19 protein-coding genes are annotated in these 22,284 nt (G+C 63.8%); 13 read left to right on the forward strand and 6 right to left on the reverse strand.

Going from position 1 to position 22,284, the window contains the following annotated elements; genetic code table 11:
* Window positions 1-194 precede the first annotated feature (194 nt).
* From ACZYOF_RS06520 to ACZYOF_RS06560, 9 genes are all read left to right on the forward strand, one after another.
* A complete protein-coding gene (locus ACZYOF_RS06520; protein WP_282531562.1) occupies window positions 195-806 on the forward strand; it encodes a sigma-70 family RNA polymerase sigma factor in 612 nt (203 codons plus the stop codon).
* Window positions 807-973: 167 nt separating this feature from the next.
* Window positions 974-1,153 carry a hypothetical protein gene (locus ACZYOF_RS06525; RefSeq protein WP_463715211.1) on the forward strand — a complete coding sequence of 60 codons (180 nt, stop codon included), beginning with the start codon at window positions 974-976 and terminating at the stop codon, window positions 1,151-1,153.
* Window positions 1,154-1,385: 232 nt separating this feature from the next.
* Window positions 1,386-2,087: a cytochrome c biogenesis CcdA family protein gene (locus tag ACZYOF_RS06530; RefSeq protein WP_463715212.1), complete on the forward strand. Its 702-nt coding sequence runs from the start codon at window positions 1,386-1,388 to the stop codon at window positions 2,085-2,087.
* 24 nt (window positions 2,088-2,111) lie between these two features.
* Window positions 2,112-2,657, forward strand: a complete 546-nt coding sequence (locus ACZYOF_RS06535) for a thioredoxin family protein (RefSeq protein WP_463715213.1) — start codon at window positions 2,112-2,114, stop codon at window positions 2,655-2,657.
* Between the two features lie 152 nt (window positions 2,658-2,809).
* On the forward strand, window positions 2,810-4,216 hold the full coding sequence (locus ACZYOF_RS06540; RefSeq protein ID WP_463715214.1) for a cytochrome ubiquinol oxidase subunit I: 1,407 nt from the start codon (window positions 2,810-2,812) through the stop codon (window positions 4,214-4,216).
* Window positions 4,213-5,217 (forward strand): cytochrome d ubiquinol oxidase subunit II, encoded by a 1,005-nt coding sequence (gene cydB / locus ACZYOF_RS06545; RefSeq protein ID WP_463715215.1) that lies wholly within the window; start codon window positions 4,213-4,215, stop codon window positions 5,215-5,217. The genes ACZYOF_RS06540 and cydB overlap by 4 nt, the downstream gene beginning before the upstream one ends.
* Window positions 5,217-5,345: a DUF2474 domain-containing protein gene (locus tag ACZYOF_RS06550; RefSeq protein ID WP_463715216.1), complete on the forward strand. Its 129-nt coding sequence runs from the start codon at window positions 5,217-5,219 to the stop codon at window positions 5,343-5,345. Before cydB ends, ACZYOF_RS06550 begins: the two co-directional genes overlap by 1 nt.
* A 159-nt stretch (window positions 5,346-5,504) precedes the next feature.
* Window positions 5,505-6,098 (forward strand): L,D-transpeptidase, encoded by a 594-nt coding sequence (locus ACZYOF_RS06555; protein WP_130578331.1) that lies wholly within the window; start codon window positions 5,505-5,507, stop codon window positions 6,096-6,098.
* Window positions 6,099-6,156: 58 nt separating this feature from the next.
* A complete protein-coding gene (locus ACZYOF_RS06560) occupies window positions 6,157-7,200 on the forward strand; it encodes an amino acid ABC transporter substrate-binding protein (RefSeq protein ID WP_463715217.1) in 1,044 nt (347 codons plus the stop codon).
* Between the two features lie 106 nt (window positions 7,201-7,306).
* On the opposite strand, the gene ACZYOF_RS06565 is transcribed toward ACZYOF_RS06560, so the two are convergent.
* Together ACZYOF_RS06565 and ACZYOF_RS06570 are read right to left on the reverse strand one after the other, a co-directional pair.
* Window positions 7,307-8,446 carry an acyl-CoA dehydrogenase family protein gene (locus ACZYOF_RS06565; protein WP_463715218.1) on the reverse strand — a complete coding sequence of 380 codons (1,140 nt, stop codon included), beginning with the start codon at window positions 8,444-8,446 and terminating at the stop codon, window positions 7,307-7,309.
* A gap of 6 nt (window positions 8,447-8,452) precedes the next feature.
* Complete coding sequence (locus ACZYOF_RS06570) at window positions 8,453-9,637, reverse strand: acyl-CoA dehydrogenase family protein (protein ID WP_463715219.1); 1,185 nt, start codon at window positions 9,635-9,637, stop codon at window positions 8,453-8,455.
* Window positions 9,638-9,788: 151 nt separating this feature from the next.
* Between ACZYOF_RS06570 and ACZYOF_RS06575 the strand changes: the two genes are divergently transcribed.
* Window positions 9,789-10,334, forward strand: coding sequence for a carboxymuconolactone decarboxylase family protein (locus ACZYOF_RS06575; protein ID WP_463715220.1), 546 nt, complete (start codon window positions 9,789-9,791; stop codon window positions 10,332-10,334).
* Window positions 10,335-10,429: 95 nt separating this feature from the next.
* On the forward strand, window positions 10,430-10,924 hold the full coding sequence (locus tag ACZYOF_RS06580) for a VOC family protein (RefSeq protein ID WP_463715221.1): 495 nt from the start codon (window positions 10,430-10,432) through the stop codon (window positions 10,922-10,924).
* Between the two features lie 125 nt (window positions 10,925-11,049).
* Here ACZYOF_RS06580 and ACZYOF_RS06585 read toward each other — a convergent pair whose 3' ends face one another.
* The 3 genes from ACZYOF_RS06585 to ACZYOF_RS06595 all read right to left on the reverse strand — a co-directional run bounded on the left by ACZYOF_RS06585 (window position 11,050) and on the right by ACZYOF_RS06595 (window position 16,315).
* Window positions 11,050-12,312: an MFS transporter gene (locus tag ACZYOF_RS06585; protein WP_463715222.1), complete on the reverse strand. Its 1,263-nt coding sequence runs from the start codon at window positions 12,310-12,312 to the stop codon at window positions 11,050-11,052.
* Between the two features lie 150 nt (window positions 12,313-12,462).
* A complete protein-coding gene (locus ACZYOF_RS06590; protein WP_463715223.1) occupies window positions 12,463-13,704 on the reverse strand; it encodes an MFS transporter in 1,242 nt (413 codons plus the stop codon).
* A 988-nt stretch (window positions 13,705-14,692) separates the two neighbouring features.
* Window positions 14,693-16,315 carry a glycosyltransferase family 39 protein gene (locus ACZYOF_RS06595; protein ID WP_463715224.1) on the reverse strand — a complete coding sequence of 541 codons (1,623 nt, stop codon included), beginning with the start codon at window positions 16,313-16,315 and terminating at the stop codon, window positions 14,693-14,695.
* A 272-nt stretch (window positions 16,316-16,587) separates the two neighbouring features.
* On the opposite strand from ACZYOF_RS06595, the gene lepA reads away from it, so the two are divergent.
* A complete protein-coding gene (gene lepA / locus ACZYOF_RS06600; protein WP_130583046.1) occupies window positions 16,588-18,399 on the forward strand; it encodes a translation elongation factor 4 in 1,812 nt (603 codons plus the stop codon).
* Between the two features lie 198 nt (window positions 18,400-18,597).
* On the forward strand, window positions 18,598-19,770 hold the full coding sequence (locus tag ACZYOF_RS06605; protein ID WP_463715225.1) for an acyl-CoA dehydrogenase family protein: 1,173 nt from the start codon (window positions 18,598-18,600) through the stop codon (window positions 19,768-19,770).
* Window positions 19,771-19,864: 94 nt separating this feature from the next.
* Here the strand turns inward: ACZYOF_RS06605 and ACZYOF_RS06610 are convergent, their stop codons facing one another.
* On the reverse strand, window positions 19,865-22,081 hold the full coding sequence (locus tag ACZYOF_RS06610) for a putative bifunctional diguanylate cyclase/phosphodiesterase (protein ID WP_463715226.1): 2,217 nt from the start codon (window positions 22,079-22,081) through the stop codon (window positions 19,865-19,867).
* Between the last annotated feature and the right edge of the window lie 203 nt (window positions 22,082-22,284).

Raw genomic sequence — 22,284 nt, forward strand, 5'->3', positions numbered from 1 at the left:
CCGCAACTTCCCGGCAATTTTCCGCGCATTGAAATTACTGGCATTTTTGTCCCGAATGTTTCGTCGCCCACGCCCCGACGAAACAATTCTCCTACGGATGAAACCATTTTCCGCTTTTCGCGCAGACATCCCGAAACCGTGGCTCATTAACAATTCTCCCAACGAAAGCCGCCAAGGCGAACTGGGAGCCTGTCATGTCGAACGTCGTCGCCATCAACGCTGCAGCCAACGATCATATTGCCGCTGCACGCCAGACATCCGACGAAATGCTGCTCGGCAAGATCGCCATAGGCGACCGCACGGCCATGCACGTGCTCTATTCCCGTCACAACGTCCGGGTCTACCGTTTCGTCCTCCGCATGGTCCGCGACACCACGGTGGCGGAAGATCTCGTGAGCCAGGTGTTCCTGGACGTCTGGCGCACGGCCGACCAGTTCGAGGGCCGCTCGCAGGTTTCCACCTGGCTGTTGTCGATCGCCCGCTTCAAGGCGTTGACCGCGCTGCGCCAGCGCCGGCACGAGGACATCGAACAGGAAGAAGTGCTCGACATCGTCGACGAAGCCGACACGCCGGAAGCCGCGCTCGATCGCGCCACCACGAGCGAGATCCTCCGCGCCTGCGTCGCGAAGCTGTCACCGGCGCACCGCGAGATCATCAACCTCGTCTACTATCACGAGAAGTCGGTGGAAGAGGCCGGCGAGATCATCGGCATTCCCCAGAGCACCGTGAAGACCCGCATGTTCTATGCCCGCAAGCAGTTGGCCGAATTGCTGAGGTGCGCCGGCGTCGAAAGCCTCGCAGCGTGAAACAGCGATCCGGGAAGTCGTATGGAGGGTAAGAAATTGTAGGGATTGTTTTCGAAGCGAGAAAGCGGCGACGAAACAATTGAAACAATCGACGACATCACCTGGAAAAGCTCAGTCTCTATACATTAACCATCGAACGCAACGCCAACGCCGAACAGGAGAACGACATGCTGAAGCCGTCCTTCCGCTTCTTCATCATCCCGCTCGGCGCAGTGGCTACGCTTGCGACACTATCGAGTCAGAATGTCGCCCCGCGCGCGCAGCGCGATGCCGGTTTGACGCCGGTGCACCAGCAGGTGATCGACTGCAGCACCAAGAGCGCCGCAGAAGTCTGCGAGATCAGGTAGCGAGTTCTTACGTCTTCAAGTTCTAACCTCCCAAGGACTACCTCCAACGACCCGGCTGGGATGCCCCCAGGCCGGGTCGCTTTCCTTTGCGGCCGTACAATCGACGTGGAAGCCTCACACAGACGTGACCTCGCCCGGATAAGGCGGACGTAACGGCTGATCTTGCCATCGCGAAGAACATCACACTGCCGGCCCACGCATTGGGCGTGGCCGGTTGTGACGGACGATCGTGATGCCGAATCTTGTTCTCGCGCTGCTGGCAGGTGTTGTTACCGTCGCGGCGCCTTGCACCCTGCCGATGCTGCCGATCCTGCTTGGGGTATCGATAGGCCAGACCAGCAAGGTGCGGCCGGCGATGATCGCGCTCGGCTTTGTGATGTCATTCTCGATGGTGGCGTTGCTGTTGAGCGCGATCACACGCGCTTTCGATTTCGATCCCAACGCGTTGCGAACCGGCGCCGCAATTCTTCTGCTCGGCTTCGGCCTATTGATGATCTGGCCCGCCCCGTTCGAATGGCTGACGATCCGAATTGCCGGTCTTACCGCGGGCGGTTCGCCGGGCAACGCAACGCCATCGCAAAGCCTGATCGGCGGCTTCGTGCTCGGCACCACGCTGGGGCTGGTATGGACGCCCTGCGCCGGGCCCGTGCTGGGCTCGATCCTGACCCTCGTGGCGACATCGAAAGATACCGGCTGGGCCAGTCTGCAGCTCGTCGTCTACGCCACCGGAGCGGCGATTCCAATGCTCGCCATCGCCTACGGTGGGCAGGCCGTCACGACCCGCATCCGCAGCATCGCGCGGATCGCGCCGCGACTGCAGCAGGGCTTTGGCGTCGTCATTATCGCCTTCGCGGCCCTCTCCTACTTTCAATATGACACGCTGATCGTGGCGTGGCTGACCAGCTTCTATCCCAACGGCCAGATCGGCCTTTGACATCAGGAGGAAATGGAAATGATCATGCGCTCGCTTGTATCCGCCCTGGTCGGCGCTGTTTGCCTGACCGGCATCACCGCTCCTCATATCGCCCGCGCGCAGGAGCCCAAAGTGAAGGTTGCGGCCGCCGAGCAGAACGCGCCGAATTTTGTCGGCATCAGCAAATGGTTCAATTCGCAGCCGCTCACCATCGCCGACCTACGCGGCAAGGTGGTGCTGGTCGATTTCTGGACCTATGGCTGCGTAAACTGCGTCAACACGCTTCCCCATGTCGTCGCGCTCAACGCCAAGTACAGGAATCAAGGCCTCGTCGTGATTGGCGTCCATACGCCGGAATTTCCGTTCGAGCGCTCGGCGTCCAACGTCCAGGCCGCGCTGAAACGGCACGGCATCACCTACCCGGTTGCGCAGGACAACGAGTCGCAGACCTGGAACGCCTATCGCAACCAGTACTGGCCGGCGCAATACATCATCGACCAGAATGGAAATATCGTATTCCATCACGACGGCGAGGGACAGTACGAGCGGATTGACCGCACCATCGCCCGGCTGCTCAACGTCAACAGTTGAGCGCTTTTGCGAGGACTAAAGGACTATCGTCAAACCCGGCGTGCCAAGGTCCGCGCCGGGGTCGCTCGCTCTGCCTTGGTCATATTGACATGTTTTCACTACGATCGGACGCGTGATAACCTCATGTCGTAATTCACGATGGATAGCGCGTCATGTTCGAAGGCTGGGATGCGGTTGCGCTCGCCCGGGCGCAGTTTGCTTTCACGATGTCGTTTCACATCATATTCCCGGCCTTCTCGATCGGGCTCGCCAGCTACCTTGCGGTGCTCGAAGCGCTCTGGCTCTGGACCGGGCGCGAGGTCTTCATCAATCTGTTTCACTACTGGCTGAAGATCTTCGCGGTCGCATTCGGCATGGGCGTGGTGTCGGGCATCGTGATGTCCTACCAGTTTGGCACCAACTGGTCGGCCTTCTCCGACAAGACCGGGCCCGTCATCGGACCGCTGATGGCCTATGAGGTCCTGACCGCGTTTTTCCTTGAAGCAGGCTTCCTCGGGGTGATGCTGTTTGGGTTGAACCGCGTCGGTCCCCGGCTGCACTTTCTCGCAACCTTGATGGTCGCGATCGGCACACTGATCTCGGCATTCTGGATCCTCTCGTCCAATTCCTGGATGCAGACGCCGACCGGCTACGCCGTCAATGCGAGCGGCCAGTTCGTGGCCGCCGACTGGCTCAAGGTGGTCTTCAACCCGTCTTTTCCATATCGCCTCGTGCACATGGTGCTCGCGGCGTATCTGACCACCGCGCTCGTGGTCGGCGCGGTCGGCGCCTACCATCTGCTGCGTGACCAGCATCTCGCCGGCCCGCGCGTGATGTTCTCGATGGCGATGTGGATGGCGACTTTCGTGGCGCCAATCCAGATTCTGGCCGGGGACCAGCACGGGCTGAACACGCTGGAGCATCAGCCCGTGAAGATCATGGCGATGGAAGGCCACTACCAGAGCCACAAGGATGGCGCGCCGCTTATTCTGTTCGGATGGCCCAACCAGACGGCCGGCCGGATCGACTTCGCCGTCGAGATCCCCAAGCTCGGATCGGTGATCCTGAAGCATTCGCCGACCGCGCCGATGGCCGGCCTCGATACCGTGCCGCGCGAAAACTGGCCGCCGGTACCGATCACCTTCTGGTCGTTCCGCATCATGGTCGGGCTCGGCTTTCTGATGATGGGGCTCGGCCTGTTGAGCGCATGGATGCGCTGGCGCGGTCAGCTCTATTCCTCGCGCTTCCTGCACAGCTTCGCAATGCTGATGGGGCCGGCGGGCTTCATCGCGGTGCTGGCGGGCTGGATCACCACCGAGACCGGGCGGCAGCCATTCACGGTCTACGGCCTGCTGCGGACGGCCGATTCGGCTTCCCCGCTCGCTGCGCCTGCGGTCGGCTCTTCGCTGCTCGCCTTCGTCATCGTCTACTTCGCGGTGTTCACGGCGGGCGTGATCTATCTGCTACGGCTGATGGCGGCGCCGCCGCATCCGGGCGAAGCGGGACCGCCGCGTGACATTCCCGCCCGCGCCGCCGGCATCACCCCGGCCGCCGCCGCAGCAGCGGAGAGCGCGTCATGATCGACCTTGCCATGGTCTGGGCCTTCATCATCGCCTTCGCGGTGTTCGTCTATATCGTCATGGACGGCTTCGATCTCGGCCTTGGCATCCTGTTCCCGCTGTTTCCGAGGAAGGCGGATCGCGACGTCATCATGAACAGCGTCGCGCCGGTCTGGGACGGCAACGAGACCTGGCTGGTGCTCGGCGGCGGCGGGCTGATGGCGGCGTTTCCGCTCGCCTATGCCGTGCTGATGCCGGCGCTCTATACGCCTGTCATCGCCATGCTGGTCGGCTTGATCTTCCGCGGGGTCGCATTCGAATTCCGCTGGCGCACCACGCAAAGGGAACGCAACCGCTGGGACGTCGCCTTTTTCGGCGGATCGCTGGTGGCGGCGCTGGCGCAGGGCGTTGCGCTCGGCGCCATTCTGCAGGGTGTGCATGTCGAGGGTCGGCAATATGCCGGCGGCTGGTGGGACTGGCTGACGCCGTTCAGCGTGCTGACCGGAATATCGGTGTTGGTGGGTTACGCGCTGTTGGGCGCGACCTGGCTGGTGATGAAGACCGAAGGCGCGCTGCGCGACAAGGCCTATCAATTGAGTTGGGTATTGCTGTTCGCGATGCTCGGCGCGATCGTTGCCGTCAGCCTCGCAACCCCATTCCTCAGCGTGCAATATACCCAGCGCTGGTTCACTTGGCCGAACATCATCCTGACCGCGCCGGTGCCGCTTGCGGTGGCGGCCGTCACCGTGCTGCTGCTGCGCAGTCTTGCGAACAAATATGACTACCAGCCGTTCTTCCTAACGCTGGCGTTATTCTTGCTGTCCTATGCCGGCCTCGGCATCAGCATGTATCCCTATATCGTGCCGCAGAGCATCACGATCTGGGAGGCGGCCTCGCCCCCCAACAGCCAGATCTTCATGCTGGTCGGCGTGGCGATCCTGATTCCGCTGATCCTCGCCTACACGGGTTGGGCGTATTGGGTATTTCGCGGCAAGGTGCGGCCTGGGGGCGGGTATCACTGATGCCACGCGAGGAGAATCCGCGCCCGCTCGCGAAGCGCCTGATCTGGTTCGCCGCGCTTTGGCTCGGCGGCGCCGGCACCGTGGCGTTGATTTCGTTCGGCCTGCGGCTTTGGATCGCACCGAAATAAGACGGCTCGGCTACAGCACCATGACGGAAATCGCAGGTATTCCAGCCAGCTACCTCCTTTGCCCCAAACTTGCCATCAAGCTGCCACTGAGATTTGATGCTTCCTGATTTGGGTGGAGCATCAATGCATTTGGCCCCGCGCCAACGAGGAGAGCTTTGTATGACGAAACTTCGTCACCTGATCTGGATGGTCATTGCCGCAGGCGGCCTGATGCTTTCGGCCTCGCAAAGCCAGGCCCAGGCGCCCGACGTCGGCGATCAGCCAGGCCTGGTCCCCGACGATAACGTCGAGCTCGATCCGGAATGGCGCAAGCAGGTGGTCTACTACCGCACCAACGAAGCGCCGGGAACCATCATCATTTCGACCAAGGAGCGCCATCTCTACCTGGTCCAGGGTAACGGCCGCGCCATCCGTTACGGTATCGGCGTCGGCCGCGAAGGCTTCCAGTGGCAGGGTCTCCTGAACATCACCCGCAAGGCGGAATGGCCGGACTGGACGCCGCCGCCGGAAATGATCGCACGCCAACCCTACCTGCCGCGCTTCATGGCCGGCGGCCCCGGCAACCCGCTCGGCGCCCGCGCGATGTATCTCGGCACCACCGTCTACCGCATCCACGGCACCAACCAGCCCAATACCATCGGCACTGCCATCTCCTCCGGCTGCTTCCGGCTGGTCAATGCTGATGTCGCCGACCTCTACGATCGCGTCCCCGTCGGCACCAAGGTGATCGTCCGGCAAAAGCCCGAACTGTAACCGTCTCTGCCTCCCTTCCTGACGCCCTATTTCCCTCATCATCTGGTGAAAATAAATGATGCGCACATTTCGAGGCGGCCTGCTGATCGGGCTCGCGGTCGCGGCCCTGGTTGCAGCCGCCGCCATCATCTATGAGCGATACGACACCAAGACTTTGAAGCGCACCGTTCGCCGCGGCGAGGTGCTGTGTGGTGTCAACAAGGGCCTGCCGGGCTTCTCGATCCCCGACGAGAAGGGCAACTGGACCGGCTTCGATGTCGATTTCTGCCGCGCGGTGGCGGCCGCGATCTTCGACGATCCGTCCAAGGCGAAATTCATCCCGCTCGATGCCAGCGAGCGCTTCAAGGAGTTGCAGAGCCGGAAGGTGGACATCCTCTCGCGCAACTCGACATGGAGCATGTCGCGCGAGACCAATTACGACCTCTATTTCCCGGCCGTCGCCTATTATGACGGCGAAGGCTTCATGCTGCCGCGCTCGCGCAACATCGATTCCGCACTGGATTTGAACGGCAGCAAGGTCTGCGTGCAGGCGGAGACCACGACGCAGCTCAACCTCGCCGACTATTTCCGTATCAACAATATGAAATATACGGAGATGAAATTCGGAAAGCTCGAGGATGTCGTCAAGGCCTATGACAGCGGACAGTGCGACACCCTTACCGCCGATGCTTCCCAGCTCTATGCGCTCAGGCTCAGGCTCAACCTCTCCAAGCCCAACGACCACATCATCCTGCCCGACATCATCTCGAAGGAGCCGCTCGCGCCCGTGGTGCGGCTGCGCGACGACGACTGGATGATGATCGTGAAATGGACGCTTTATGCGATGATCAACGCCGAGGAGCTCGGCATCACCTCGAAGAACATCGACGAGGCGATGAAATCGAAGAAGCCCGAGGTGATGCGGCTGGTCGGCACCGAAGGGTCCTATGGCGAGGACCTCGGCCTGACCAAGGACTGGGCCGCCCGCATCATCCGCCACGTCGGCAACTACGGCGAAATCTACGACCGCAATGTCGGCAGCGAGTCGCAGCTGAAGATTCCGCGCGGCCTCAACCAGCTCTGGAGCGCCGGCGGCATCCAATACGCCCCGCCGATTAGGTAGGGGCCACATACGCCGTCATTGCGAGGAGCGTAGCGACGAAGCAATCCACGCTTCCGCAAGCGGCGAGATGGATTGCTTCGCTTCGCTCGCAATGACGGGATAGAGTTCAATACCCCTTCACCCTTGCCAACTGATCGGCGTGGAAATTGCTGTCGCCGAACAATTCCTGGCAGACGCGGGCGCGCTTCATGAAGAAGCCGATGTCGAACTGGTCGGTCATGCCCATGCCGCCATGCATCTGCACGCCTTCCTGCACGGCCAGCGTCGCCGTCGTGCCGGCGCGCGCCTTGGCAACGGCGACGGCGCTGCCTGCATTGGCCAAATCAGCATCGAGCGCCTGCAGCGCCTTCAGCACCGCAGCGCGGGTGATCTCGATATCGATGTAGAGCTGGGCAGCCCGGTGCTGCAGCGCCTGGAATTCGCCGATCGGCTTGCCGAACTGCTTCCGCTCCTTCAGGTAAGCGACGGTGCGGCCGAACACCTCTTCGCTCAAACCCACCATTTCCGACGCGACCGCGCCGCGGCCGACATTGAGCACGCTTTCGAGCAGCGGATAGCCCTGATCGACCTCCCCTAGCACGCTGTCGGCGTCGACATCGACATTGTCGAACACAATGCGCGCGGCGTTGTGGGAGTCCACCATGATGGTGCGCTCTCTCGCAATCCCTTTGGCCTTCGGATCGACAAGGAACAGAGTCACCCCGTTCTTCTCCCCGGCGCTACCGGCCGTACGCGCCGCGACGATCAGGAGACCCGCGGTGTGGCCATCGACGACGAGAGCCTTGTCGCCATTCAGCTTGAAGCCGTTGCCACTGCGTATCGCCTGCATCCTGGTCTGCAGCGGCCGATGCTTGGCGCCTTCATCGACCGCGAGCGCAGCGAGCAGCGAGCCGTCGGCAATCCTGGGCAGATGCTGCGATTTCTGCGCCTCGCTGCCGCCGCGCGACAGCGCCGAGGCTGCAAGCACAGACGTGGCAAGGAACGGCGACGGCATCAGCGTGCGCCCTATCTCCTCCATCACGATCCCGGCCTCGACCGCGCCGAGCCCGCTGCCGCCGAATTGTTCTGATACCAAGAGGCCGGAGAAGCCCATCTCGGCAAAGGTGTTCCAGAGCTCGCGCGAGAAGCCGGTTTCGTCCTTGCTGTCGCGCAACTGGCGCAGATGCGAGACCGGCGCCTTGTCACTGATGAGGCCGCGCGCACTGTCGCGCAGCATGGATTGTTCTTCATTGAGGATGAGGGCCATGGTGTATCAAGCTCCGGGCAGATCGAGGATGCGCTTGGCGACGATGCCGAGCATCACCTCCGAGGTGCCGCCCTCGATCGAATTGGCCTTGGTGCGCAGCCAGGCGCGCGGGCGGGCGCCGCCGCGGGAGCGGTCGCTTTCCCATTCCAGCGCGTCGATGCCGCCGGCCGACATCAGGATTTCGTAGCGGCGCTTGTTGAGCTCGGTGCCGTAATATTTCATCGCCGAGGAAAATGCCGGATGCGCCTGCCCCGCTTTGGCGAGATCAACGGCGCGGTCCGCGGCCGCGGCGAGCGCCGCTTCATCGACTTCGAAGGTCGCGATCTGGCTGCGCAGCACCGCATCCTCCAGCCGGCCCTGCGCGTCGGCACCGATGGAGTCCGCCGCGATCTGCCCAAGCGGACGGCCGACGCCGCGCTCGCCCATGCCCGAGATCATCGCGCGCTCGTGCTGCAATAGATATTTCGCAACGTCCCAGCCACGGTTGATGGTGCCGACCACATGCGACTTCGGCACGCGAACATTGTCGAAGAAGGTCTCGCAGAACGGCGAATAGCCTGAAATCAACAGGATCGGCTTGGTCGACACGCCCTTCGAGGCCATGTCGAACAGGATGAAGCTGATGCCGTCATGCTTCTTCGCGGTCGGATCGGTGCGCACCAGGCAGAAGATCCAGTCCGCATAGTTGGCATAGGACGTCCAGATCTTCTGGCCGTTGATGATGAAATCATCGCCGTCGCTCTCGGCCCGCGTCTGCAGCGAGGCAAGATCGGAGCCGGCATTCGGCTCGGAATAGCCCTGGCACCAGCGGATCAGGCCGGCCGTGATCTTCGGCAGATGCTCTTTCTTCTGCTCCTCCGTGCCGTATTTGAGCAGCGCCGGCCCAAGCATGGAGATGCCGAACGAGGTCAGCGGCTGCCGCGCGCCGATCGCCGCCATCTCCTGGCGCAGGATTTTCGCCTCCTCGCCATCGAGCCCGCCGCCGCCATAGTCCTTCGGCCAATGCGGCACCGTCCAGCCCTTGTCGCGCATCCGCTCGAACCAGACCCGCTGCGGCTCGGAGGAAAATTTCGCGTTGCGGCCACCCCAGAACGTGTCACCGTCCGAGGTCATGGGCTTGCGCATCTCGGGCGGGCAGTTCTGCTCCAGCCAGGCGCGGGTTTCACTGCGGAATTTTTCAAGATCGGCCATGGCGCGTTTCCATCTGACGAATTGTTGAAACGACCTTAGCCGCCGGACCGTGGAATTCAATATCTCCCTGCGCCCGCCGCCGGTGGCCGCGAGGCTGGAACGGGTGTATTCGCTTCCTGGGGTAACGATTGAAAAACAAGAGGAAACGGACATGAGGCTGAAGCTGCTTTCGCCTGGCGAAATGAACGAGGCGCAAAAACAGACCTATGACGAGGCGATCGCCGGCAAGCGCGGCTCCGCGCCGGCGCCGATGATGGCCTGGCTTAACAGCCCGGAAATGGCCAGGCATGCCACGCGGCTCGGCGAGATGCTCCGCTTCAACACGATCTTCCCGCCAAAGCTTTCGGAGATCGCGATCCTCGTCACCGCGCGCCACTTCACCGCGCATTACGAATGGTGGGCGCACAAACGCCTCGCGCTGAAGGGCCGCCTCGACCCGAAAATCATCGACAACATCCGCGACCGCCGCACGCCCGAATTCGACGACCCCAAGGCCAGCATGGTCTACGACGTGGCAAAATCGCTGCACGAAGGCCATGGGCTGTCGCAGGCGCTCTATGATGAGGCGGTCGCGCTCCTCGGCGAGCGCGGCGTGGTCGAGATCATCGGCTTGTGCGGCTACTACACGATGGTGTCGATGACGCTGAACACGTTTGAATTCGGCTTGCCTGATGGCGAGGTGTCGGAGCTGGCGTGAGCGACGGACGCCGCCGGAAACACAGGGTTTCCGGATAGGCCGGTTCCGCTGCGTTCGGATCATCCTTATATACGGAAACCCACTGGAGCTGCATCATGGCGCAAAATCCTCCCATCATCGCCGGCACGCGGATCGGGCATGTGCACCTGAAGGTCGCCGACCTCGATCGCGCCCTCGGCTTCTATTGCGGCGTGCTCGGCTTCGAGTTGCAGCAGCGCATGGGCTCCGGTGCTGCGTTCATCTCGGCGGGTGGCTACCATCACCACATCGGACTGAACACCTGGGAGAGCAAAGGCGGCCACCCGCCGCCATCAGGCACCACCGGCCTGTTCCACACCGCGATCCTCTACCCCACCCGCCCCGCGCTGGCGGACGCGCTGCACCGCGTGCTCAGTGCTGGTATCGCACTCGACGGCGCCAGCGACCATGGCGTCAGCGAGGCGCTCTACCTGCGCGACCCCGACGAGAACGGCGTCGAGCTCTATTGGGACCGGCCCGAGGCGCAATGGCCGCGCACGCGGGATGGCAAGCTCGCGATGTTCACAAAACGACTCGATCTCGAGGATTTGCTGCGGCAGCGGCAAGTCTAACCCCTCATGGTGAGGAGGCGCGCAGCGCCGTCTCGAACCATGAGGCCCCTATGTCGCCCGCGGCCCATCCTTCGAGACGCGGCCGCTCCTCAGGATGAGCGTGGTGCGTGGGGCCCGTATCCGGGCTACGCATTGCCACGTCTTCTAATCATGATCAGCACGGCTGCAATCAACTGGAGCGCGATGCAGCCGTAGAACGGCAGCGTGTAACTCCCCGACACATCGCGCAGCAGGCCGACCACGCCTGGACCGAAGGCATAGGTGATCTGGTTGATGGCGGTGACCAGGCTCACCAGCACGCCGAACGCGCGCGGGTCGAATTCGCGCTGCACGATCAGCGCCGGCAGCGTGATCAGGTTGCCGACCGAGAAGCCGAACACGGCGCAGGCCGCAATCAGCGCCCAATCGCTGCGCAGGTTGATGATGACCAGGAGCGCCACGGCTTGGCTGACGAAGGACAGCGCCGACGCCAATCGCTGGTTGAGGCGGTCGATCACGAAGGAGAACGTCACGCGTCCGACCACCGCCATCGCGGTCAGGAGCGCCATCGCCACCGCCGCGCGCTCGCGGCCGATCACCTGATCCAGGAACGCGATCAGGTGCACGATGAAGCCGACCTGGGCGAACAGCACCAGCGCAAACGCGATCGAGACCGACAGGAAGCCGAGATCGCGAAGCGCGCCGGCGCGGATCTGCGTCGGTGACGGCCCTCCTGCAGCCGAGAGCGCCACCGTCCCCAGATGCGCCGGCGGCCGGCCGACGAAGATCAGGATCACCGGCACCATCAGCACGATCATCGCGACGGCCGCCGCCGTCATTGCGCCGGAGAAACCGAAATAGCCGATGCCGGCGACCAGCAGGGGCACGCCGACGATGCCGCCAAAGCTCGCGCCGTTCAGCGCCAGGCTGATCGCCATGCCGCGCTTCTTGTCGAACCACAGGCCGAGCGTGTTGGTGATCATGCCGAGGCTGGTGCCGGCCCAGCCGAAGGCGAGCACGGCGTCGGCAAGATAGAGCTGCCAGGGCTCGCGCGCCTGCCCGATCGCGACCGCCGCCGCAGCCATCGCGAGTGTGCCCGCGATCAAGCAGCTCCGCGGACCGAACGCCTTCATCGCCTCGCTGACGAAGACGACGAGCCCCGCGCCTGCGAGATAGAAGAAGGTGGTGCCGGAGGAGATCAGCGATGCCGGCCAGCCGTGCAGGCGCTGCAGCTCGGCGACATAGACGCTCTGGCCGTAAAAGCCGAGGCCCCAGCCGAACGTCGCGAGCAGGAAGCAGACGACCACGATGCGCCAGCCGTCGTAGCGGAGCGCGGCTTCGTCGATGCTGGTGTGAGTTGATGCGTCCACGGTTCTTGCTTGTCGTTTGTCTGTTGGTCTAGCCGTCATGCCCGGGCTTGACCCGGGCATCCACGTTCTTTTCGGCCGCCAAGGACGTGGATGGCCGGGACGAGCCCGGCCATGACGAACACCATTAGCAGGGCTTGCTAGATCATCATTTCGATCACCACCGAACTGTCAGCAGTTGTCAGCAAGTCCTCAAATAGTTGGTTCCGGAAATTCATCGACGGTGCGCAATTTCGCGCGCCGCTTCGCAAGCGATACGATCCACAGCACGGCAAGCCCCAGCACCACCGGCGGGAACACGACAAGATTCACTGCCGACCAGCCGTAATTGGCGAGCAATTGGCCGGAGGAGAACGAGCCGACCGCCATCGTCCCGAACACCAGGAAATCGTTGAACGCTTGAACCTTGTTGCGCTCCTGCGGGCGGTGCGTCTCCAGCACCAGCGCGGAGGCGCCGACGAAGCCGAAATTCCAGCCGACGCCGAGCACGATCAGCGTCGCCCAGAAGTGCAGCGTGGTCAGGCCGGAGAGCCCGATCGTCGCCGCAAGCGCCTCCAAGAGCAGGCCGAGCGCAACGATGCGCGGTGCGCCGAAGCGGGCGATCAGCGAGCCCGTGAAGAAGCTCGGGCCATACATCGCGATGATGTGCCACTGAATCGCGAAATTGGAATCGCTGAGCGAGAGGCCGCACATCTTCATCGCGAGCGGCGCCGACGTCATCACCAGGTTCATCATGGGATAGGCGATGATGCCGCACAGCGCGGCGGCGATGAAGCGCGGCTGCCGCGCGATCTCGAGCAGCGGCCGGCCGCCATGCAGGTCGACCGCGGCGGGTTTTGGCGCATCGACGCCGGCCAGCACCGCCATCGCGACCAGGGCAACGAACGCCTGCATCAAGAAGCTGAAGGCGAAGAGATAAGGCGGCCAGATGTCCATGGTCCATTGCACGAGCTGCGGACCGAGTACGCCGGCGAATACGCCGCCCGCCATCACCCAGGACACCGCCTTGGGCCGGAACGCGGCACTGGCGCCGTCGGCGGCGGCGAAGCGATAGGATTGCGCCACTGCGCCATAGAGCCCGCCGAGAAAGGTCGCAAGGCAGAACAGCCAGAATGCGCCGCGCAGGATCGCGAAGGCGCCGAGCGCGCCGGTCAGCGCGCCGCAGCCGGTGCCGATGATGAACGCCGTGCGCCGGCCATAGGCGCGCGAGATCGCGCCGGTCGGCAGCGTGCCGGCGGCAAGCCCCAGCACATACATCGACAGCGGCACGGTCGCGAGCGAGACGCTCGGCGCCAGCGTCGCGCCGATGATCGAGCCGGTCGCGAAGATGACCGCCGAATTGGCGCCGGTCAGCGCCTGCGCTGCGGCCAGCCGCAGCACATTGGCGCGCGCCCGCGCGTCGTCGGCGATCTCATCGCTGGTCGTGGCACTCATCGACGTTCCCATCCCAAGGCGCCCGGCAGGGAACCTCGCTGTTGCAGGCGCACTATGGAGAGCGGACGCCGCCCGATCAACCAGCGCAAACGGACGGACGTTATGCAGGTGGCGCTGTGTGTCCCGCGTCACGGCCACGCTTCGCAATGACGGTGAGGTCTGATTCACATGTCAAACAGCTCTCCGCTGTCATCGTCCGGCTTGACCGGACGATCCAGTATTCCAGAGGCGGTAGTGCTTGAGCCGAGAGGCCGCCGGATACTGGATGCCCCGCCTGCGCGGGGCATGACGGTGGAGTGTGGTGAGAGGATGTGAGTTCGCATTCTCGCGGCGCGTTACGCCCGAGGTTTGCTTCACTTTCCACCCTCCTCCCTATCAGAGGGCGCAGGGAAAGCCGGGTGCCGGTTGCACCCATGGGTCCCGTGCAACAAAAAGCACGGGGGTAGGACCACAGGTTCAACCGAAGCATTCCGGCTTTCCCTGCGCGATGGTTTACGGCTTATTTCGTGCTCTCCCCGGTGACCGGGCTTTCTTGCCACCGTCATCTGTAGAAGCTTGCTTCTACGAACTTAGCGCCAGCGTCGGGGCGCCAGGACCACACGACTTCGCCGTCCGCGGATGTTGCGTTCGTCTTTCGCAACAACTGCGTCCACCGCATCTCACCGCAACGTTCGTGACGATCGCGACCCGCCCCTCATTCGCGCTGAGACGCGCGGAGTTAAATCACTGATTTGCCCGACGCCGAAAGCGGAATGTTTTTTGTGCGAGGGCCAGACGGGGCAAATCACCATGGAATCGCTGGCGAATTTCTCCGCTGTCATTCCGGGGCATCGCAAAGCGATGAGCCCGGAATCCATTTCGCCGCCTGCACAAGTGGGAGAATGGATTCCGGGCTCGCGACTTCGTCGTGCCCCGGAATGACGGAGAGTAAGTGGTCCGTGGCCCATCCCTCGAGACGCCGCTGGCGCGGCTCCTCGGGATGAGGTCGTCACTTTGGGACGTCCGGCGCCGGCGGCGCGATGTAGACTTTCCAGCTTACGGCGGGGCCGGGATGGCCGTGGACGAAGCGGCGCGTGGTCATGATCAGGCGCTCGGCGTGCGGCGCGTTCTTGGCGATCCAGCTCTCGAACGCCGGCAAGCGTCCGTCATTGGGATCGAACACGCCGATGAAGCCGAGGCGCTTGGCTTCCGCTTCGCTGGTGAGACCCGCGCCCCAGACCTCGCCCGGCGTGAACGGCGCCGGATGATCGGGGCTGTAGAACACCAGCGGCATGATCACCTCCGTGGTGCCGGCCACCGCCGCCCAGCGTGAGGCGAATTTGCGGTGCCAGGCTTCGGCGAGTTCGCGCGCAAGCTCGGCACGCGCGCCGTATTTCGCGACGCTGTTCGGATCGGCCGCGAGCTCGCGCTCGGCGATGGTCGGAGACGCGAACAGCATGGCAATGGTGATCACGAACCAGATCGCGCTGATCCGAAACAGCGCCATCTTGGGGATCCGCAGCCAGGGGATCGCGACCAGCGCCAGCGGCGTCAGGAAGAACAGCGAGATGCCCCAGTCGGTCTTGATGTAGATCTCGAAGAACAGCGCGCCGAGCGGCGGCCCGATGGCGACGATGATCTGGATGATCCAGACGTTGAGCGCCTGCGAGAGGTTGACGCCGGAATTCGGCCCGAGCGACCAGTTGCGCGTGAACAAGGTCGATGGCCGCCGCACCAGCGCGCCCCAGCCGAGCGCCAGCGCCGCCAGCACGATGCAGGCGGCGAGCAATCCGATATTGTGGACGATATAGCCGTTCACGAGGTACAGACTGACCGCGCGATTGTCGATGCTGTAGACATCTCCGGCATAGGTCAGCGGGGCGAAATGGGCCTCGCTCAGCCAGACGATATGCGGAATCATCGCCACGATCAGCGTTGCGATCGCAACCCACGGCGCCGGCGAGGCCAGGAAGCGCAACCGCTCGGGATGGATCAGCGCCGCCAGCCCGATGGCGCCGATCATGGTCAGCACCCAATATTTGGTCATCAGCGCCAGCGCGCCGGCAAGGCCGAGCCAGATGCCCGAAATCGCGGTGCGCTTCTCGAACGCATAGAGATAGGCCAGCACGACCGGCGGCAGGGTCGCAAGCTGCAGCAGGTCGGCGTTGTACTTGTAGCCCTTGAAGTTGAAGATCGGATAGAGCGCGAGCATCACCACGACGAAGAAGGCACGGCGGCGGTCGACGACACGGAGCGCGATCAGCCAGCAGACGACAAGGCTCACGGCGATGACCGCCATCGCCAGCGCATAGGTCGCCCAATCGGTCACCGGGAAGATGCGGAACCAGAGGCCGGCGACCCAGCCGGACAGCGGCGGATGCTTGCCATAGCCGAGCTGGAATTTCTGGCCCCAGGCAAAGGCCTCCGCGACGTCCATATGGATGTCCTGCGCGGACTTCAGATTGACGAGGATCAGCGTCCACAGCACGGCATGGGCGAGCGCAAAGCCGGTGACGAACCATAATCCGGTGACGGGATCGGTTGCGCGCGCCACCAGCCACGCCGCCAGGCGCGAGATCGACAATTTCCGTTTTGCGCGCGCCGCCGTGGGCAGGATTGATGCAGTCGCCATGGCCCCTGCCTAGCCTGTTTTACGGGCGAATGAAATCAGCTTGGCGTGAGGGAACGATGCCGCGCTCCCTCTCCCGCTTGCGGAAGAGACGAGCAAAGCTCGCTCCGGGAGGGCTGGGGCGGGGGTGTCGCGATTCACGCCGTCCTTGCAGGTGGAGAGAGCCCCACCCGACGCTGGCGCGCCGACCTCCCCCGCAGGCGGAAGAGGTGAAACCGCCTCAAAATTCCGCAATGTGGTTGCCGCTTCGGGGTGCGAATGCTATCTCGCGCCCCATGACGACCGTCCCTATTCCGAACATCCGCAACTTCTCCATTGTCGCCCATATCGACCATGGCAAATCGACGCTGGCCGACCGCCTGATCCAGATGACCGGCGGCCTGTCGGATCGCGAGATGGCCGGCAAGGAACAGGTGCTCGATTCCATGGACATCGAGCGCGAGCGCGGCATCACCATCAAGGCGCAGACGGTGCGGCTGAAATACCGCGCCAAGGACGGCAAGGATTACATCTTCAACCTGATGGACACGCCCGGCCATGTCGACTTCGCCTACGAGGTCTCGCGGTCGCTGGCGGCCTGCGAAGGTTCCCTGCTCGTGGTCGACGCCAGCCAGGGCGTCGAGGCGCAGACGCTCGCCAATGTCTACCAGGCGCTCGACAACAACCACGAGATCGTGCCGGTCCTGAACAAGGTCGACCTGCCCGCGGCCGAGCCCGAGAAGGTCAAGCAGCAGATCGAGGACGTGATCGGCATCGACGCCTCCGACGCCGTGATGATCTCGGCCAAGACCGGCCTCGGCGTGCCCGATGTCCTGGAGGCCATCGTCACCCGCCTGCCGCCGCCGAAGGGCGACAAGGATGCCACGTTGAAGGCGCTCTTGGTCGATAGCTGGTACGACGTCTATCTCGGTGTGGTCGTCCTGATCCGCGTCGTCGACGGCGTGATGAAGAAGGGTGGCCGCATCCGCATGATGGGCACCGGCGCAGCCTACGACGTCGAGCGCGTCGGCTTCTTCACGCCGAAGATGCAGCAGGTGGACGAACTCGGCCCCGGCGAGATCGGCTTCATCACCGCCGCGATCAAGGAAGTCGCAGACACGCGCGTCGGGGACACCATCACCGACGACCGCCACCCGGTGAAGGAGATGCTGCCGGGCTTCAAGCCGGCGGTCCCGGTGGTGTTCTGCGGCCTGTTCCCGGTCGACGCTGACGATTTCGAAACCCTGCGCGCGGCGATGGGCAAGCTCAGGCTCAACGACGCCAGCTTCTCGTTCGAGATGGAGACCTCGGCCGCACTGGGCTTCGGCTTCCGCTGCGGCTTCCTCGGGCTGTTGCACCTGGAGATCATCCAGGAGCGGCTGTCGCGCGAGTTCGATCTCAACCTGATCGCGACCGCGCCGAGCGTCATCTACAAGATGAAGCTCACCGACGGCAGCGAGATCGAGATCCACAACCCCGTCGACATGCCCGACGTGGTCAAGATTGCCGAGATCGACGAGCCCTGGATCGAGGCCACCATTCTCACGCCGGACGAATATCTCGGCAGCGTGCTGAAACTCTGCCAGGACCGGCGCGGCGCGCAGAAGGAGCTGACTTATGTCGGCAGCCGCGCGATGGTGAAATACGATTTGCCGCTCAACGAAGTGGTGTTCGATTTCTACGACCGGCTGAAATCGGTCTCCAAGGGTTATGCCTCGTTCGACTATCATCTGACCGACTACAAGGCGGCCGATCTCGTCAAGATGCAGATCCTGGTCAATGGCGAGCCGGTCGATGCGCTGTCGATGCTGGTGCACCGCACCCGCGCGGAGGGCCGCGGCCGCGCCATGGTCGAGAAGATGAAGGAACTGATCCCGCCGCACATGTTCCAGATCCCGATCCAGGCGGCGATCGGCGGCAAGGTGATCGCCCGCGAAACCGTCCGCGCGCTGCGCAAGGACGTCACCGCCAAGTGCTACGGCGGCGACATCACGCGTAAGAGAAAACTTCTGGAGAAGCAGAAGGAAGGCAAGAAGAAGATGCGGCAGTTCGGCAAGGTCGACATCCCGCAGGAAGCTTTCATTGCCGCACTGAAGGTGGATAGCTGAGGCCCGCCGTCATTCCGGGGCTCGCGAAGCGAGAACCCGGAATCCATCTCTCCACCGGTTATGTCGCCTGATGGATTCCGGGTTCGCGCTACGCGCGCCCCGGAATGACAGCGTTGGAGATTAGCCACCTTGCCCTCCCCCCACGGATAGGCCACCATCGCGTTCCCGCTCAACAAAACAAGAACAGCGAGGAAACGCATGAGCAAGGTGGAAGGATTCGATCTCGCCGATAAGGCGCGCGCGCTGGCGCCGTTGATCACACGAGATGCCGACGAGATCGAGCGGACGCGACGGCTGACGGGTGCGGTGACGTCGGCGCTGGTCGACAACGGGCTGTACCGGGCGCTGCTGCCGAAACGCTTCGGCGGCAGCGAGGCAACGTTGGAAGCGTTCATGCAGATGCAGGAGGAGATCGCCAAGGCCGATGCCTCCACCGCCTGGTGCCTCGGACAATGCAGCGTCTGCGCGATGACCGCGGCCTATCTCCAGCCCGATGCGGCCAACGAGATCTTCAACGTCGCGCCGGGCATTCTGGCCTGGGGCGCGATCGCGCATGAGGTGAAGGCGGTGCCGGGCGGCTATCTCGCCAATGCGCGCTGGGACTTTGCCTCGGGCTCGCGGCAGGCGAGCTGGCTGGGCGCGCATGTGCGCGTGGTCGAACAGGATGGTACGCAGCGGAAGAAGGCGGACGGCTCGGCGGAAATCCGCACCATCCTGTTTCCGGCGACCAGCGCCACGATGCACGACGTCTGGGACGTGATCGGGCTGAAGGGCACCGGCACCGATTCCTATTCGGTAGAGAACCTCTTCATCCCGGAGAAATTCACCGCGCTGCGCGACGATCCTTCGGCCTTGCGCGAAGGCGGCCCGCTGTACAAGCTTTCCACCAACATGGTGTTCGGCATGGGCTTTGCGGCGACCGCGCTCGGCGTCGCGCGCGCCACGCTCGATGCGGCGATCGAGCTTTCGCGCGGCAAGACGCCGCAAGGGTTGAAGGCGATGCGCGAGAACAATGCGGTGCAGGGATTAATCGGACGTACCGAGGCGAGCCTGCGCGCCGCACGCGCCTATCTCTATGCGACTGCAGCCGAGGTCTGGCGCGATCTCGAGCGCGGCAATCCGCTCACCGAAGGCCAGCGCGTGGCACTGCGCGTCGCCTCGACCTGGACCATCCACCAATCGGCAGCCGTGGTCGATACCGCCTATCATATGGCGGGTGCCACGGCCGTGTTCGCCGCCAACAAGTTCGAGCGCCGCTTCCGCGACATGCACGCGATCGCGCAGCAGATCCAGGCCCGCGACACCCATTACGAGGACGCCGGCCGCGCGATCCTCGCAGGGAATCTCGCCGGACCGCCGACCACACGCTGATCAGCCGTAGGGTGGGCAAAGCGTAGCGTGCCCACCATCAGCACTCCGCTCGTGATGGTGGGCACGCTGCGCTTTGCCCACCCTACGAATCGGCTCACGCCACCAGCGCGGCTTCGTTATCCGTCCCGCCGCGCTGCGCCTGCAGCAGGCTGACGATGTCGGCATTGGGCCTGGCGCGGCTGAACAGGAAGCCCTGGCCCTCGTGGCAACCTTCGGCGCGCAAGCAGCTCAGCTCGGCTTCGGTCTCGACGCCTTCGGCGGTGATGGTGACGCCGAGGCCCTTGCCGAGGCTGATGATCGAACGCACGATCGCCTGCGCATCGCGATTGGAGCCGAGGTCGCGCACGAAGGACTGGTCGATCTTGATCTTGTCGAACGGGAAGCTGCGCAAATAGCTGAGGCTGGAATAGCCGGTGCCGAAGTCATCCATCGAGATGCGCACGCCGAGCGAGCGCAGCGCGTGCAGTGTGGCCAGCACCTGGCTGCTCTTTTCCAGCAGCAGCGTCTCGGTGATCTCAAGCTCGAGCCGCCGCGCCGGCAGGCCGGAATGCTTCAGCGCTTCCGTTACCTGCGACAACAAATTGCCGGTGCGGAACTGAAGCGGTGACAGGTTGACGGCGACGCGGACATCGTCAGGCCAATGCGCCGCGTCGTTGCAGGCGCGCCGCAGCATCAAGCCGCCGAGCGGATTGATCAGGCCGGTCTCTTCCGCAACGGGGATAAACTCGCCGGGCGAGATCATGCCGCGCTCGGGATGCGGCCAGCGCACCAGAGCCTCGAAGCCGGTGATGCGGCCGCTCGAGAGATCGACCAGCGGCTGATAGAACGGCCGCAGCCCGTCCTCGTGGATCGCGTCGCGCAGATCCATCTCGATCTTGCGGCGGGTCTGGGCGCGCGCGTCCATCTCGGCCTCGAAGAAAGAGAAGGTGCCGCGGAATTCGGCCTTGGCGCGCGACAGTGCCATGTCGGCGCTCTTCAAGAGCTTCTCGGATTCGTCGCCGTCGCCGGGCGACATTGCGATGCCGATGCTGGCGCCGATCACGATGGAATTGCCGTCGAGCAGATAGGGTTCGCCAATCGCCTCCAGCAGCCGCTTCGCGAGCAGCACCGCGTCCTCCGGACGCGACACGCCGCTCTGGACGATCGCGAATTCATCGGAGTTGAGGCGGGCCAGCGCATCTTCCTCGCGCAAAGTCGAGCGCAGGCGTTTTGCGACGCCGCGCAACAGCTTGTCGCCAACGCCATGGCCGAGCGTGTCGTTGACGGCCTTGAAATTGTCGAGGCCGAGCACCAGCACCGCGACCTTCTCGGCGCTGCGGCGGGTGTGCAGCAGCATGTCGTCCATCTGCTGGCGCAACAGATTGCGATTGGGTAGCGCCGTGAGGCCGTCATGCTGGGCCATGAAGGCAAGCCGCGCCTCGGCGCGCTTGCGCTCGGTCATGTCCATCAGCGCCAGCAGCACCGCGGGCTGGTCGCCATGCATCAATTCGCGCGAATAGATCGCAAGATCGATCAGCGTGCCGTCGGCCCGCACATGCTTCCAGGTCCGCGCCGCCTGCTCGTCGCCGTCGCGGCCGCCGATCCACGGCAGTTCGGTATCGAATGCCTGCAGGCTGCGGATGGTCAGTTTCTCGAATTCGGCGCGGCTGAAGCCATAGTGCTCGGCCGCGGCATCGTTGACGGAAAGGATGCGCTCGCCGTCGAGCGAGCAGAGGATCATCGGCACCGGATTGCCGTCGAACAGCAGGCGGAACGACGCTTCGCGCTGCTTCAATTCGGTGATGTCGACGCGCAGGCCGACGACGCCGCCATCCGACGTCAGCCGCTCCTCGATCAGGACGACGCGGCCGTCGGCAAGCTTCTGCTCATGCCGCTCGCCGGGCTGATAGAGCTTCTTCAGCCGCTCGGCGATCCACGCCTCTTCGCGGCCGATTGCCTCGGGGTAATCGCCGCGGGCGACGCCGACCCGGAGCGTGTCCTGCAGCCGCGCGCCGTGCTCGAACTGGTCGGAGCTGCGGCGATAAATCTCGGCATATTTCTTGTTCCAGAGGATGTAGCGGCCTTCGGCATCGAGGAACACGATGCCCTGCGGCAGGATGTCGATCGCCTCGCGCAGGCGTTCGTTGGAGCGGCGCGCATCCGCAATCGCCGCTTCAGTCTCGGCGCGCTTGCGCACGATCTCGCCGATCTCGGATGGAACGCGCCGCCGGCCGCCTGAAAGCTTCGGATCGGGTTTGACGGGACGGCCGGGAATTCTCGCCGTCACTTTGCGCTTCAGTTTCTTAGCCGCTCTTGGCCCCATCTTCGGCATCGATTTTCCGCCACACGCACTCCCGTCGAGCATGCTTCTCCGATAAGTGTCTGAAAAAATGGTATATTCCGCCGGTTCCCAGAATAGAACCGGACTCCGAGCTGCCTGTTTAGGAGGCGGACTTCCGCATCCCTGAATACCGGCGGGCGGCTCGGAGGGGCTGAAAAGCAAATCCAACCGGCAAATCAACCAAGCGCGCGGAG

The sequence above is a fragment of the Bradyrhizobium sp. LeoA1Lang genome (genome assembly GCF_055413685.1).